We start from the raw sequence: 14223 nt of genomic DNA on the forward strand, positions 1-14223 counted from the left end.
GGGCGACACCGCCTGAAGGCCGGGCCGGGACGAAGCTCACGGCCCGGCCGGGGGCGAGGCGAGCGCGGCCTCCACCTGGCTGCGCACCTGCGAGGGGTCGACGCCGAGCTGGGTGAGCAGGTCGTGCCCGCCGCGGACGTCCTCGTGGAAAAGCGCGAGCAACAGATGCGCCGCACTGATGCGTTCATGCCCGTGGTCGGTCGCCTCGCGGAGTGATCCCTCCAGGACCTTCCGTACACGCGGGGTGAAGGGAAGGGTGCGCCCCAAGGTGTTCTGGTCCGCACCGCCGAGTTCCTCGGCCAGCAGCCGGGCCGCGCGGGCGGTCACTCCGAGGGACCGCAGCACCTCACCCGCCTCGCCGGCCTCCTCGTGGATCAGCGCGAGAAGGATGTGCTCGGTCCGAATCGAGCCGTGCCCGAGACGGAGAGCTTCCGCCTGGGAGGTCTCGATCACGTACCGGGCGTCTGGCGTGAACCTCGCTGGCATGGGCACTCCCCGAAAACACCGGACCGCGCTGTTCGAATGGCGACAGGCGGGAAACGGCCGGCTCGGCCGGTCCGTTCCCGTTCCNGTTCCCGTTCCGACGGCTATGCGCTGATCCAACGCTGGCTCGTCGTCGCCGGCCGCTGGAAAGGGGGTGGTCAGAGCAGGCCGGGGAGGATGTCCTCGAAGAACGGGTGGTCGCCGGTGAAGGTGGGCTTGAGCTGGAAGAACTCGTCCGCGGTGACCCAGCGGGCGGCGGCCACCTCACCAGGGTCGAGGAGAAGGTCGCCGGTTTCGGCTGAGGCCGTCCACCAGTGCAGCCGGAAGGTTCCGTCGTCGGTGTCGCACTCCCAGACCTTGGCGCCGGGGGTGACAGTAAGGCCGACCTCCTCCCGGACCTCGCGGACCAGCGCCTCGGGCTCGCTTTCGCCGGGCTCGAGCCGTCCGCTCGGCGGCGCCCAGTAGCCGGACATCACCGCCTCGGGCCCGCGTTCGATGACGAGTACGCGGCCCGCTCTCGTCAGTACGGCAACGATCGCCTGCTTCTGCGTCATCGCGGTGCCCCGCCGTCCTGTCGCGGTGCCCCGCCGTCCTGTCGCGGTGGTTCGGTGCCGCGTAGCTCGAGGGTGCAGCATTTGGGCCCGCCGCCGGCTTTCTGCAGTTCGGACAGGTCGACGCCGATCGGGATGAAGCCCCGCCGGCGCAGTTCGGCGATCAGCCCGGCGGCGGCCTGCGGCAGCACGACGTGGCGGCCGTCCGAGACGGCGTTGAGGCCGAAGGCGGCGGCGTCGGTGGGGGAGGCGGTGATGGCGTCCGGGTAAAGCTCCGCGAGCAGCTTCCGGCTTTCCGCGGCGAAAGCGTCCGGGTTGTACATGATCGTGTGGTTGTCGAGTACCGCGAGCGCGGTGTCGAGATGGTAATAGTGCGGATCGGTGAGGGTCAGGGTGATGGCCGGCAGCCCGAAGAAGTCGCCGATCTCGGCATGCGCCTCGGTGGACGTCCGAAAGCCCGACCCGGCGAGGATGCGGTCGCCGGAGACCAGGCAGTCGCCTTCGCCCTCGTTCGTCCACCGGGCCTGGCGGATCTCGCGAAAACCGCGGTCCCGGAACCAGCCGTGGAAGGCGGCGGATTCGGGCTGCCGTTGCGGGTGCAGGAAACGGGCCACCAGCACCTTCCCGTTCACCACCATGGCGCCGTTGGCGGCGAAGACCATGTCCGGCAGGCCGGGCAGGGGCTCGAGGACGTCGACCCGGTGCCCGAGTTCCAGGTAGAGGTCGTGCAGCCGGGTCCACTGCTCCAGCGCGACCTTGGCGAAGGTGGGCACCGTCGGGTCCATCCACGGGTTGATCGCATACTCGACGTCGAAATACGTCGGCTTCACCATGAGGTAGTGACGCGGGGTGGCGGTCCGCTGCATGGGTTTCCTCTCCTCCCGGTGCGCCTCGGTACTGTCTGGATCGTGCGACCCGCCGCCGACCGGCTGTCCGGTGCCGGTCAGCGCAGCGATGGGGCCAGGCCGGTGGGGGTGGGCAGGTCGCAGTGCGGTTCCGCGGCGCCGGCGGTGAGCCGGAGGGGAACGACTCCGGCCCAGTAGCCCGAGTCGAGATCGGCCGCGTCGTCGTTCGGTGGGCCGGCGCGGGCCGTCAGCGCGACATCGGTGGATTCGGCGTCCAGCCGCAGAAGGGCGGCGAGAACCCGCTCCTTCTCGTCGATGTCGCCCACCGTCCCGGCGTCACCGTGAATGATCACGGAACGGTAGTTCAGGGAATGGTGGAAAGCCGACCTCGCGAGGACGAGACCGTCGAGGAGCGAGACGGTCACGCACACGGGAATCGGCGCGTGGCGGGCCGTCGCCAGCAGCCGCGCGCGCGAGGGTCGCAGCACACAGCCATTCTGGCCGATAGACCGGTCCCGGACGGCGGTTACGCGCACGAACCCCCGACATCACACCGAAGCCGCGCCGGCGGGTAGACATGAGCCGACGCGGGTGGACGCGGGGAAGCGGTCGGACGCTGTGGATCAGTGACGGCGGTCGAGGGTGTGCTGCCGCTGCCGTCGCCAGGGTGGGACGGGGCCCGCCAGGGCATTCCCCGTCTCGTCGGTCATGACGGTGTCGGCGCAGGTGAACGTCAGCGCGTACCGGGTCAGCGGCGTCAGGCCGAAACCCAGGTGCACGACGCCGTCGTTCCCGCCGAACATCTCGTTCAGCCCGCAGTTGCCCGGCTGCTGGCGAAGCACCGGATTCAGCCCGATGCCGAACTCCCGCACCACCCGGTAGGCGTCGTCGGCGGCGTACAGCTCGGTCAGCGCGGCCACCGCGCCCTTTCCGGCCGGCTCGGTCGGCCGGACGTCGGTCACCAGCCCCTGGGCAAGGGTGAGGATCACCGGGCTCTCGCGCAGCGCGTCCAGGTCCCGGAACAGGGCTGCCTGCTCCTCGATGCCCTCCGGGTCTTCGCCGCGGTGGACGATCGGGGCGCCGAGCAGGGTGATCGCCCCACTCAGGTCGAGCCGCTGGGATGTGTCGAACCGGTACAGGCCGCTCGGGGCGGCGCTGGCCTCGCCGGCCGGCGCGATCTGCTGGTCGCCGGGGCACAGCGCCCCGGCCTGCTGATTCCAGTCGTAGTCCGCCGAGATGCCGAAGGTCGCGGACGTCCCTTCGCGCTGCGCCGTGAGCCAGACATAGGACGTCGCACTCAGTGCACCGAACAGTCGCTCCGCCCGCGAACCCAGGGCCACCGGGTCGGTGTTCTCGACCACGGCGAGGAAATATGCGACCTGCTCGTCGGTCATCGGGGTCGACCCGCAGGGCATGACGGCCAGGCGCCGGTCCGGGCCGAGCGCGGCCGGTTCGGGCGGGGCGACGAAACGGTCCGGGCAGACGACGAAGATGTCGGCGCCGGCCGGGCAGCGATGTGACCGCAGGACGGCGTCGAGCGGCTCGCCGGCCTCGATCGTGCCGACGGCCTGGTGGCGGTAGCGGGTGCCCGGGGCGAGCGTGAAATCCCCGGCCCGGTCGGCCTGGGTGAGGAGCAGGAACGTGTCACTGGGATTCCCGAACTCGCGATGGCGGTCGGGATGGACGACGAAGCGAGTCATTGAGTCACCCCGGGATCGCGAATTCCGGCGCGCGCGGGCCGGAACAGACGGGTGAGAAACGGGTGGTTGTGGGCCGCGCCAGCGCGGGAATCCGCCCCCGCGGGAACCGGGTGGACTCCATCGTCCCGCCGGTGGAACACATGACATCTCCTCTGGGCGAGGATGGCTCGACGGGGGTGCACCTTCGGGTGGTCCATTGCTCATGGTGACAACCGCGAGGTATCCGTAGAACTGGCGAGAAGGCGTGGAACAAGGCATGGCCCGGGCCCGTCACCTCGGTGTGGCGGCTGTCACGAACAGAATAACCCGCGCGCGGCGCCCGAATCCGGCCCGACCCCGCACAAATCGCGTTCACATAGAACGGGTGTAACCGGGTGCGGCCCGGTGGTGGTGCTGCCGCGGCGCTTCCGTGGAAGCCACGATTAATTGCCCGCCGGCTGCCGGGTGAAGCCTTCATCGCCGGGCCGCCGGGCCGCCGGGCCGCCGGGCCGCCGGGCCGCCGGGCCGCCGGGCCGCCGGGCTGCCGGGCTGCCGGGCCGCCGGGGCCGGGGCGTCGGGCCGCCGGGTCGCGGTGGCCTGCCCGCAGGCCGCCCGAGGCGGGGGACCGCCTCGCTTGCCGTCAGCGGCACGGAGTGCTGCCGGCTCCGCCGCTGGACGCGGCCGCCGGGGCGCTTCCCGTGAATCTTGAGCCGTGCGGGTGCCTGGCGTAGCGGAGGCTGGTGGGTGCGTTGGGAGATCTGACGGTTGCGGTCAGTGTTTCGGGTAGCGGCGTGGGTGTGGCGGTGCGGTGACTGAAGAGCTCTGCGTGTCTCTTCGGGAGAGGTGTTGACAACCCCGGTGGTGGATGGGATGCAACCCCGGGTAGAGCGGAGACACAACGAGCCCTTCAGTCGCCGTCGGCGAACATTCGCGGACGGGCGGCGCGGGGGTGGGTCGGGGCTGTTTCGGGGCCTGTGCGGGCTCTGAAAGCCCTGGCAGCGGGCGTGACGGCGGGTTCCGCCGGGTGCGGAGTCCGGCGGCCGAGCGTCGGCCGGGTGACCGCGGGCCGAGGTGCCCGCGGGCGAGGTACTGGACGTCGGAAGGGATGGGGCGGTGGTGTCCCGGTACCGGCCCGGGGCGGTCGCTCGCCGGGCCTCGCGGCCCGGCTCGGCACCCGGGGTTTCCCGTCCGATCAGACAGCTCTGTCACCGAGCCCAGCCCCGAGCCCCCGAGCCCCTCGGCTGCCCCGGGCCTCGGGTCGGCCCCGAGCCGGCCTGGCCCGCGCCCGACCACCCGATGGTGTGGACAGCCGAGCGTGCCGGACGTCCGCTGCCAGGCTTGGGCCCGCGCGCAACCGTCCCGCAACAGGATCTAACTACTGTCCAACCATGACCTTGAGTATCCGCAACCGGCTGACCGGGACCGTCGCCGACATAACCAGCGGCGCGGTGATGGGTACCGTCCGAATCGACCTCCCGAACGGGGAGACGCTCACCTCGGCGGTCACCATGGACGCGATCAAGGAGGTCGGCATCGGCATCGGCTCCGCCGTCGAGGTGCTGGTCAAGGCGACCGACGTCTCGCTGGCCACTGGTGAGACCTCCAGGCTGACGATTCGAAACCGGCTGCGCGGCACCCTCGTCGGCATCGACAGCGGCGGCGCGATGGCGCTCGCCCGCGTCGCCCTCGGCGGGGATGTCGAGCTGACCGCCGCGATCACCCGCGCCTCCGCCGACGAGCTGGCCCTCGCCCCCGGCGTACCGGTGACGGCCCTGATCAAATCGACGGAGGTCGCATTCTCCGCGGCGTAGCCCACACCGGGCGGTATGGGCTCGCGCCGGGCGGTGAGCCGATGCCGCCCGGTGAGCTTTCCGGCCCGCGAGTTCTTCGTGCCGTGACGGCGAGCCGCCGCCTCACATCTTCCGGAAATCCCAGCTGGTGATTTTCTCCGGGGTGACGCGCAGCCAGGCGTGCCGGCCGTCATAGTGCATCTTGTCGCCGCCGGTGTACTTACGGGCATACAGCAGCTCGGGTGTTTCCAGAACGGGGTCGGCGGNGCCGGTGCGCGGGACGTCCCCGACACTTTCCACCNGTCCGCGGATCTCCACTCCGCGCAGCTCGGTGAACGCGTCACCAGTGTCGATCACGACCGCCACCCGCGGGTCCCGCTCGAGGTCCGTCCAGCGCTGGCTCTTCACAACAGAGTTGAGCCACAGGGACGTCCCGTCCCACGCGAACCACAGCGGTGTCAGATGAGGGCCGCTCGGGCTCTGCGTCGCCACCCGGCAGGTTCGCTGCTCGGCGAGGAACGCATCCACCTCGTCCGGGGTCATGGCGATCTTTCGTCCCCGACGCTGCTCTCTCATCGAATCCCCTCCGTGGCCCGGACTCCCGCGGCGCGTGATCGCGCCGGACGAACAGTCGCCCCGGACGAACATATGGCGCCACACTCGTCAGACGCACCGCTGGCCCGCGACCGGGTCCGCGACGGGCCGCCGCTTTCCGCTGCCCGCTGCCCGGTGCGCGCGAGGAGGCGCGGATGGCCACCGTCGGCCGCGAGGACGCCCGGGCCGCGCTCGCCGGCCTGGCGGCGATCAACCCCTACTTCGAGGTGGACGTCACGCCCTTCTCCGGGCATGCCGCTGAACTCGCGCGCGGCGCGCGCGGCCCCGAGGAGCCCACCAGGCCGGCTGCCTCGTTCGAGCCCGGCGCGCCGGTGACGGTCGACGAGCTCCACCGGGATGGTCCCGCGCTCGCGGCGGCGATCGACGGGGTGCGCGAGCGGCTCGGCGGGGTCGAGCGGCGGGTGGCCGCTTCCACGCTCACGCTCGGCCATGCCGCCCGCCTGTGGTCCGTCGCGCTCGGGACATGGGCGACCGCGGGCATCGTCCCGGATCTCGACCCGGCCACGCTGCGGGTGCAGCCCCGGCTGACCGCGCCCATCCGGCTGATCGTCGACCGGCCCGTCGGCACGCGCCCGGACCCGACATCGCGCCGCGCCGCCGCGGACCTGGTGCGGGAGAGCGTCGTCGAGCGGAACCTACGGCCGTACTTCGCCGCGGTCCGCGGGCACACCGGTCTCGCCCAGGGCCTCCTGTGGGGGAACGCGGCGTCCGCGCTGGTCGGGGCGGCCAGCATGCTGACCCAGTTCCTCGCGTCAGGGCCGGCGCCGGGGCCGGCGCCGGCGCCGGGGCTCGGGATGGAGCCGGAGCCGGAGCCGGAGCCGGAGCCAGAGCTCGGGTCGGTGCCGGATGCGAGTGCTGTCGGGGCGGTCGGGGCGGTCGGGGCCGCGGAGGTCCGCTGGCTGACCGCGCTGTTGCTCGCGACCCCGCCGCTGGTCGGCACGACCGTCCACACGCTGACCGCGGATGGGCGGGTCGTGCTTTCCACCGTCGTGCGGCGCAGCTGCTGCCTGTTCTACCGGGTGCCCGGCGGCGGCACCTGCGGCGACTGCCCGCTGTAGTCACCAAGCGAGCTGGATAAGTAACGAAATTCGCCATTCCCAGGGCGAGGCCTGCGTCTAGTGCCACGATTCGGTGACTGAGTGCTGAGCGTCGACAGTCGGCGGGGGAGGGTGCCGATGATCGTCCCTCCCGAACGGGCGCACCCGCACCAGGCGGTGACCCGACCGCGGGACGTCCGCAGCATCGCCGACATCCTCGCCGCGCATCCCGACCTGCGCAGCTGATCCGACGTCCGTCACCCGAGGCGTCGGCCTGGGCGAAAGAACTGCTGCGGACGGGCGTCGTCGCGGCAGCCGACGGCACCCTGGCGGCGGTGCCGCTGCTGAGCGGAACGAAAATCCAGATCGGCGTCGTCGTCGTGACGAACACGGGGGAGCCGGTCCGGTTCGTTGTCCGAGGTCGGCGAGGAGCTGACCGGGAGGCTCGGCGAGGACGACGCCCGGCTGCTCACCGCCTGGAAAACGGGCGTGCTGGCGATCGGGGACGACCGCCTGCGCCGGTTCGCCCTCGTCGCCCTCTCCCCAGTCGCTGGGGCCGTCGTCCCGCTGGCTCGCCAGTCGGTGAAGGTCACCGCGGACCGCACCGGCACCAGATCCGACAGCTCCGAAAGGCGGCTGAGAATGAGCCGGATCTCAGCGGGCGGCCACTCCTCGACGCGGGCCGGGTGCCCCACCCCGTGGTGCCCAGGTCAGCCCGCGTCCATCTCAGATGCGGGAGAAGGCCCTGGTGGCCAACCCTAGCCGGGTCCGCATGCTTTCCTCGTCCGCCGTCGCCCGGGTGGCAGGTTCCGACCCGGACTCCCGGCAGTGCTCCGAAGCGCTCGCTCCCGCAGCCGTCGCGGTGGCCGCGGCCGCGGCCCGAAAGGTGCCCACGACCTGGGCAGCGGGAGCCACACCGCACCGAAGATCCGGTGACTGCCCGCGCCCCCCGCCCCTCGCTCGTTCCAGTGATGACCTGCCTGCCCCAAGTAACCACCCGGCCGCGCGATCCTGTGGTGACATCGACCGCTAGGCTGGGAGGATGGTCGCCGAGGCTCCGGCGCCACCAGGGGCGGTAGCTCAGCCGGTCAGAGCAGCGGACTCATAATCCGTCGGTCGTGGGTTCGAGCCCCACCCGCCCTACCAAACCCGCAGGTAGATGGCCATTTCTGAGTCATCCAGGCTGCCGTCCGAGCAAGGTCATCCCGTACTTACCCCGTACTTTGAGAAGATCTTGATGGCGTTTGTGGTCAGTCATCGACCTTGATCAAAGTTCTGCATTCCCACCCTTTTCTCGCGATGAATTGTGGCCCAAGTCACATTGGCGAAGATGTGTGTCGGGCTCCCACCCCGCGCCGCCGCGCCCGCGTTCGACGCCGGGCACAGGATGCCCCGTCAACGTCAACCGCCGTCCGAGGCTGGCACCCGCTGGACACGGAGTGCATCCGTCAAAGTCTTGCTCGATGCTCCACACGCGCCGTGAACCCACTCGTCCTCGATAACTCTGCGTGCGCACCAACGCCTACGCGCCCTGTCGCTGCGTCCTGGCCGGCCGCACCGCCACGATGCGCCGGGCGCAGGCTGGTTCGTCCCATGTGTGACTTTCCGGGTATGTCAAAGGACCACGCATGGAACACTTGGCCACGAGCGGAGCCAAGCGTGCGGCGGGGGGACGGTGTCGACGGGTCGCAAGCTCGCGCTTCGTCTTCTGGTGGTGGTGGTCGCTGCCGCCGCGTCGATCGGGTTGTGGGCCGCCGGAGCGTCGGTGTCCGCGGACAAGGCCGGTGTCCTGTGGCAGCTCGGGTTGGGCCTGTTCACGACGTTGCTGACGGCGCAGACGATCGTGTTCGCGGTCAGCGCCGATCCGGAGACGGTGTGGCCATCGTTCCTTGACCTGGTCGAAGAGACCGGCCTAGTGCTGTGGCTGACGGCAGGAACGTTCTCTGTGCTGCTGCCCGCGGCGGCGGATATCACCGGTCGGGGCGGCTTTCTCGCTGACCTCGGCGTCGGGCTCGTGGTCGCGCAACTCGCCCTGGGGATCGACTCGTTGCAGGCGCTTCTGCGGGTGCTGGCGGGTGAGAGNCGACAGCAGTTCCTTGCCCGGCTGGTGTCCGAAGATCTCCGGCGTGCCGCGCGGTCCGGCCGTCCAGTGCAGGTCGACCGGGCCCACGCGTTGGCTGGCTTCCTGAGCGCGGTGGAGACCGCGATCGACAGCGCGGACGTCTCGGCGTTGGGCCAGCGCATGACGGAGGTGGCACGGCAGGCACGGGACGACGAACGCGCCGAGGTGGCCCGGTGGCGACTCGCACTGCTCACGTATCTGATCGAACGGGTCGGACGCGCGGTGCTGTACCACGACCTGACCGGCGACGCGGCGCGCGTCGCACTCCCGCACCTGATCGACGGGGCGTTGCATTCGAGCTACCGGCTCACCGAGCTGACCGGTGCCGGGGCGGCACCGGGGGAACATGTCAGCGAAGTCGAATCCGCGGTCACCCTGGGCCAGGTATGCCGGGTGATCGGCTGGCTTCAACAAGCCGCGCACGAGCGACTCCAGGAACGTCCCGACGACGTCAGCGCCCGGCAGGTGATCTCATCTGTTGCCCGCGGGCGGTTGCGGATCGTGCAGTTCGTCGATCCCGACCCACCGGGGTTCTACCGGCAGGGAGAGGACCCGTGGCCCTACGGGCTGAGCGACCCGGCCGCGGTGCTGGTGTGGCTGTGGTCCATGTGCGAGTTCGGCGGGTCGTGGGTCGGCAGCGGCCTGTACGTGCTCGCCGAGGTCATCACCGGCGAGAAGTTCTATGGCAACTACTGGAACGACGACTGCATCTTCACCGAGATCGAGCGGCGAATCGGTGCCGACGGTGCACGTCCGCACCACACCAGCGACGGACGCGCCGCCGAGGTCGTTGCGGCGTGCGGGGGGCTCCCGACGATCGCCCTGGAACTGTGCGCAACCGTCATCGCCGGCCTGCGTAACACCCGCTTCACCCCACCGGCCGGTTTCGAGCAGGACCCGGCGTTCTCCACTGATCGGCGCTATCTGCGATCGCAGGTCACGATGTTCGCCACGTATGGCTGCCTGCCCGACGCGGACAGCGCGTTGGACTGGCTCTCCACCGCCCTGTCCCAGTTCCCGACGCAACGTTCGCTGTGGCGCACGGTTCACACTGCGATCACCGCGTCCGGCCATCCCGGTACCCTTGACCTCTACGGGCCGGACGCCCGCCCGGCCGCCACGACTCTGGCGGCGCTCTGCTGTCTCCAGATGAACCGGGCCGGTGACGCCCGTGACTTCGTCGAGCGTCTGCCGGAGCCACTGGTTGCCGGAGCACTGCAACTTGCCCGCTTCGCGCTCACCTCCGACGGGCCNGCGGAGCCGGTCATGCTCACCTGGTCACCCCGGAACGCCACACAGCTCGGGGACNGGGCAGCACAGCAACACGAACTACTGGGCATCGTCGACGCGGTGCTCCGATGAGCGCCGGGCCCGGACCCGATTCGGTGGACCGGTGGCGACGCAGCTTGCCCGCAGTGTCGAGTGCGGGAACTGTGTGGATGGTGCAGGTCTCTACCGCGTGGCTCACCGACCCGGCCCACCAACAGGTCCGGGATGATGTCGACCTCGTCCTGTTCCGCCGCGCGCTCAAGGAAGGTGCCGGCTTCCGCTTCCGGCGCATCCTGCTCTACGACCCTCCCAGCGACCTCGGCGGCACGCCCGACCGGTACGCTGCCGCCCAAGCTGACCACGCCGCGTGGGTCGGCCGCGTCCGCGGCCACCTTGCCGCGATCGGCGCCGAGGGCAGCGCGGGTGGGTCGCTTCCCGAGGGCTGCGAGTACACCGTCCGGCTTCTCATCCTCGGACGGGCAGGCACACGTACCGGCCCGACGGTCGACGATGGGCTCTGGACCGATCCGACACCGCCGGCCGATGTGCAGGCCGCGTGGTCCGACCCGCGGTTGATTCCGCTCGACCCCCACGAGGAACTCATCATCGGACCGCACCGAGACCGCAACCCCCTGTGGCAAGGGGCGTTCCTTGGCTGACGAGCCGTTCATCGATCCGGCCCTGGGCCTGCCCCTGGTCGGGCACCGTTCACTCACCGACCGCACCGGACCGGTGAGCATCTGCATTCCCGCCCACAACGAAGCCGAGACCGTCGCCGAGGTCATCAGCGACGCCCACCTCGCCATCGAAATTCTAGGGGCAGACGGTGAAGTAATTGTCGCGGCGAGTGCGTGCACTGACGATACTGCCGACATCGCCCGTGCGGCCGGTGCGCGCGTGGTCGAAGCCGGGAAAGGGAAAGGGAACGCGATCAAAGCCGCGCTGTCCGTTGCCACCGGCTCAATCGTGGCGACCGTGGATGGCGACTTTCGGTACTTCGGACCCGAACCGATCGCAGCAACCCTCATCCGGCCGATTGCCACAGGGACGGTCGACGCAACCATAGCTGATCTTTACTGGCGTCCCCTCTACCCTCAGATGTGGCTGTACGGATTCTTCGCTCCTCTCGCCGGCCGTATTTTTCCCGAGATGCTCCCCAAGGTCGGCACGACCCCGTGGTCAGGTCAGCGGGCCGCCGTCCGCAGCCTGTGGCCTACCGAGCTACCCGAGGAATTCACCGTCGACATGACGTTGAACCTCGCGTGGAACGACGCGGCCGCCCGCGTTCGTCCCGTCCCGGTGGATGACTGGGTAAACCCGCAACGACCGAAGCCGGAACTACTCCGCCAGGAGTTCGATGCGATCGTGGCGCACGGGGTCACCAAAGGTCGCCTGAGTTCCGAAAGTATCGAGTTGCTGAACTCCTGGTTCACTGAAACTCAGCACAGGATGGCAACCTATCGGCCCGACGGTGACGATGTCGCAGAGTTCGAGCAGATGCTTCTTCGGGAAGCGATAAATGCCTTGTTGTCGTGGGGTGGCACCGCTTGACATGTGATCGCGTTTCTGGCTCTTGGCTCCGATGGGTTGGTCGCCGTAACGGCATCGCGGGGTACCGGCGCAGTTGAGTGACTGCCACGCCCGGGCGACTCCCACGTAACGGCGTAGTCAGTCTTCCGGAGTTACGCGAACCGGATCGGTGCGGCGGTCACGAGTCGCCGCGCCATCCGGGGCGGTTCCGGTCCATCCACGCTTCGATGTCGACGCGGAGCCACAGCCGTTCCTTCTCGCCGGTGTACCAGGGTGCCGGGAAGTCGCGGTCGCGAGAGATGGTGTGCGCCCGCGAGCGCGCGACGCCCAGCAGGGCGCGAAGCTCGCCGAAGCCGATCAGGTCGGCGGGGGTTGCCGGTCTGACCTCAGGTCCGTCGCTGCTGGCCACGGATCCGCATCCTGATTGCGGATCCGGATCCGTAGTTCGGGCTCTTCCTTCGCATCCTCTTACGCGCTACGGTGCCTGAGTGATCGCGCGTCGTACCCGACGCGCGGTGTATCGGGAACAGGTCGGGCCGGTCCGGTGTGTCACCACCGAGACCGGCCCTCGGCATCGACCCCATGGAGGTCAACACCGTGTCCGAGAGTCTGTCAGTTACCGCTCTGAGCGGTAGGTCCGCCGGCCGCGCGCCCGCCGCCGGCGCATCCATCCCACAAGCGACGGTCCGCGAGACGGGAACGGGGCCGTTCCGGTGCGTCGTGGTCGACGTGCCGGCCGGTGTGCACCCGGCGAGTCTGGCGACGGTGTCGCGGAATCTGCCGATCGCGTGCGAGTTCCTTGACGCCGCGGTCGCCCTGACCGGGACGGGTTCGGGTAGCGAACTGCGATTCCGTGTCCACGAAGCGCACAGCGGCGTGGGGGTGCCACGTCTGGACGAGATCAGCTCATCCGTCGTCACCGAGGGTCCGTCTGGGGGTGTGCGGTGAACCTGACGTTGATCCCGGCCGCGATCCGGCCGACGGGGGTGCAGATGTCCGAAGCGCGGGCGACGTTGGCCGCGCGGGGCGCCTATCGCGACACCTACGCCGCCGCGTACCTGTTCGCGATCGCGCAGAAGGTCGCCTGCGGCGGGAAGCTCAAGGCGGCCGACGTCGCTATGGCGTTGGCGTCGTTGGAGATCGTGCGGTGAGCGCGCACGTGGTGTTTCCCGCCGCCGTCCACCGTCTACCGGCGGCCCGGCGACGGGCCCCGGGATCGGGCGGGCGGCGTCCGCTGCTCGTGGGTCTTCTCGTGGTCGACGGGACGGGCGTGCCAGTGGAGATCGTGAGTCCGTTCGGGAGTGAGACGGCCGCGCGGCAGTGGGCCGACCAGCAGGGCATCGAGAGATACCAGCTTCTACCGGCGCGGATAGCAGGCGGACGGATCTGACCTCCAGAAGTTCACCGCGTACCGCAACCAGATCGGCACCCACCTGGCCAGGTGGGTGCCGATCGTGCGTTAGGGGCCCGACCACGCGGGTCGGACCGGCGGCGCCGGTTAGGTGCAGCCGGTGAGCTGTCCATACAGGGTGAGCGCGAGTTCGGTGACGAACGCGGGTTCGTAGCGTGGTTCGGACCGGAAGGTCACCGGCTGGATGTCGAGCAGTTCGGCGGCGTGCCTGCGTCGGGCCGACAGTGTCAGGCCGGAGGTGCCCGGGGCTAGACACAGCATGATCAGCATGACGCGGTCCATGGGTGGGTCGAGGGACCGGGCGGCGTCGGTGATCAGGCTGGCGGTTTCGAGTGCCCGTTGTGCGTCGGGGCGCCCGTCGCCGGGGGTCGCCGGGTTGAGCAGGTCGACCAGGGACATGCGTTCCAGCAGCGACCGGGCCCGTGCACCGTGGCGCATGGTGGCGCGCAGTGCGGACCGGAGTACCTCGAAGTCAACGGGCGGAGTAGTCATCGCGTCGCGACAGGGGCCATGTGACCCCTCGGCGTCCCCCGTCGGTTCGCCTCCTCTCTGTGGCGGGTGTCCCGGACCTTGCCGGGGGACGTGTTCTGTCCGGGACAGCATCTGAGTATGCCAGGTTTGCCCGTCTCGTGTGACGTTTGCCGTCATTTGCCTCCGACAGCGACGGTCTAGGACGTTCGGCGCCGCTGTCCTGTCGGTGCTTCGGACGAGGGCCGGTCCGGGTGCCGGCAGGTGGCGGACCTGCGGTTTCAGCAGAGTCCCAGCAGTCCGCCAGCAGTCCTACCGCCGTCCTGGGCCTGTTTTCCTCGCGTGTGCGCCGCGGTCACTCCTCGGAAAGCCATCGCAGACCCGGCGGGTTCGGCGGCGTTTGTCAGCGGCCGCCGGATGGAC

13 protein-coding genes, 1 tRNA gene and 2 pseudogenes are annotated in these 14223 nt (G+C 70.1%); 7 read left to right on the top strand and 9 right to left on the bottom strand.

Annotated features, from left to right (window positions below; translation table 11 throughout):
* Positions 1–36: 36 nt before the first annotated feature.
* From UG55_RS22740 to UG55_RS22760, 5 genes are all read right to left on the bottom strand, one after another.
* Positions 37–486 carry a Clp protease N-terminal domain-containing protein gene (locus UG55_RS22740; RefSeq protein ID WP_083987099.1) on the bottom strand — a complete coding sequence of 150 codons (450 nt, stop codon included), beginning with the start codon at positions 484–486 and terminating at the stop codon, positions 37–39.
* 155 nt (positions 487–641) lie between these two features.
* Positions 642–1037, bottom strand: a complete 396-nt coding sequence (locus tag UG55_RS22745) for an NUDIX domain-containing protein (RefSeq protein WP_066072845.1) — start codon at positions 1035–1037, stop codon at positions 642–644.
* Positions 1034–1981 (bottom strand): dimethylargininase, encoded by a 948-nt coding sequence (gene ddaH / locus UG55_RS22750; protein WP_396230983.1) that lies wholly within the window; start codon positions 1979–1981, stop codon positions 1034–1036. The genes UG55_RS22745 and ddaH overlap by 4 nt, the downstream gene beginning before the upstream one ends.
* Positions 1978–2367, bottom strand: coding sequence for a pyridoxamine 5'-phosphate oxidase family protein (locus UG55_RS22755; RefSeq protein ID WP_066072851.1), 390 nt, complete (start codon positions 2365–2367; stop codon positions 1978–1980). Before UG55_RS22755 ends, ddaH begins: the two co-directional genes overlap by 4 nt.
* A gap of 135 nt (positions 2368–2502) precedes the next feature.
* The gene (locus UG55_RS22760; protein WP_066072853.1) at positions 2503–3579 is read right to left on the bottom strand and encodes a hypothetical protein; all 1077 of its coding nucleotides are present in this window, start codon (positions 3577–3579) and stop codon (positions 2503–2505) included.
* Positions 3580–4946: 1367 nt separating this feature from the next.
* Between UG55_RS22760 and UG55_RS22765 the strand changes: the two genes are divergently transcribed.
* Positions 4947–5369, top strand: a complete 423-nt coding sequence (locus UG55_RS22765) for a molybdopterin-binding protein (RefSeq protein ID WP_066072855.1) — start codon at positions 4947–4949, stop codon at positions 5367–5369.
* A gap of 102 nt (positions 5370–5471) precedes the next feature.
* Here UG55_RS22765 and UG55_RS42245 read toward each other — a convergent pair.
* Positions 5472–5614, bottom strand: a pseudogene (locus UG55_RS42245) (pyridoxamine 5'-phosphate oxidase family protein); the annotation flags it as partial.
* 36 nt (positions 5615–5650) lie between these two features.
* A pseudogene (locus UG55_RS42250) lies at positions 5651–5924 on the bottom strand (pyridoxamine 5'-phosphate oxidase family protein); the annotation flags it as partial.
* A gap of 173 nt (positions 5925–6097) precedes the next feature.
* Between UG55_RS42250 and UG55_RS22775 the strand changes: the two are divergent.
* From UG55_RS22775 to UG55_RS22805, 5 genes are all read left to right on the top strand, one after another.
* On the top strand, positions 6098–7021 hold the full coding sequence (locus tag UG55_RS22775; RefSeq protein ID WP_066072860.1) for a (2Fe-2S)-binding protein: 924 nt from the start codon (positions 6098–6100) through the stop codon (positions 7019–7021).
* A 390-nt stretch (positions 7022–7411) separates the two neighbouring features.
* A complete protein-coding gene (locus tag UG55_RS28840) occupies positions 7412–7762 on the top strand; it encodes a hypothetical protein (protein ID WP_128423135.1) in 351 nt (116 codons plus the stop codon).
* Between the two features lie 307 nt (positions 7763–8069).
* Positions 8070–8146, top strand: a tRNA-Ile gene (locus tag UG55_RS22790).
* 2334 nt (positions 8147–10480) lie between these two features.
* Positions 10481–11050: a hypothetical protein gene (locus tag UG55_RS22800; RefSeq protein WP_066072868.1), complete on the top strand. Its 570-nt coding sequence runs from the start codon at positions 10481–10483 to the stop codon at positions 11048–11050.
* A complete protein-coding gene (locus tag UG55_RS22805; protein WP_066072870.1) occupies positions 11043–11942 on the top strand; it encodes a glycosyltransferase in 900 nt (299 codons plus the stop codon). Before UG55_RS22800 ends, UG55_RS22805 begins: the two co-directional genes overlap by 8 nt.
* A 157-nt stretch (positions 11943–12099) precedes the next feature.
* Here the strand turns inward: UG55_RS22805 and UG55_RS22810 are convergent, their stop codons facing one another.
* Entirely contained in the window at positions 12100–12330 is a 231-nt protein-coding gene (locus tag UG55_RS22810; protein WP_018504738.1) for an AlpA family transcriptional regulator, read from the bottom strand.
* A gap of 535 nt (positions 12331–12865) precedes the next feature.
* Here UG55_RS22810 and UG55_RS22820 point away from each other — a divergent pair.
* Positions 12866–13072, top strand: a complete 207-nt coding sequence (locus UG55_RS22820) for a hypothetical protein (RefSeq protein WP_066072872.1) — start codon at positions 12866–12868, stop codon at positions 13070–13072.
* A gap of 347 nt (positions 13073–13419) precedes the next feature.
* Here UG55_RS22820 and UG55_RS22830 read toward each other — a convergent pair whose 3' ends face one another.
* Positions 13420–13824, bottom strand: a complete 405-nt coding sequence (locus UG55_RS22830) for a hypothetical protein (protein ID WP_066072874.1) — start codon at positions 13822–13824, stop codon at positions 13420–13422.
* Positions 13825–14223 lie beyond the last annotated feature (399 nt).

This window comes from Frankia sp. EI5c (assembly GCF_001636565.1).
Classification (GTDB): Bacteria; Actinomycetota; Actinomycetes; order Frankiales; family Frankiaceae; genus Parafrankia.

Excerpts from the sequence above, each read along its gene's own strand:
- UG55_RS22740 (WP_083987099.1), bottom strand. The coding sequence starts at position 486 with ATGCCAGCGAGGTTCACGCCAGACGCCCGGTACGTGATCGAGACCTCC.
- UG55_RS22745 (WP_066072845.1), bottom strand. The coding sequence starts at position 1,037 with ATGACGCAGAAGCAGGCGATCGTTGCCGTACTGACGAGAGCGGGCCGC.
- UG55_RS22760 (WP_066072853.1), bottom strand. The coding sequence starts at position 3,579 with ATGACTCGCTTCGTCGTCCATCCCGACCGCCATCGCGAGTTCGGGAAT.
- UG55_RS22765 (WP_066072855.1), top strand. The coding sequence starts at position 4,947 with ATGACCTTGAGTATCCGCAACCGGCTGACCGGGACCGTCGCCGACATA.
- UG55_RS22775 (WP_066072860.1), top strand. The coding sequence starts at position 6,098 with ATGGCCACCGTCGGCCGCGAGGACGCCCGGGCCGCGCTCGCCGGCCTG.
- UG55_RS22800 (WP_066072868.1), top strand. The coding sequence starts at position 10,481 with ATGAGCGCCGGGCCCGGACCCGATTCGGTGGACCGGTGGCGACGCAGC.
- UG55_RS22830 (WP_066072874.1), bottom strand. The coding sequence starts at position 13,824 with ATGACTACTCCGCCCGTTGACTTCGAGGTACTCCGGTCCGCACTGCGC.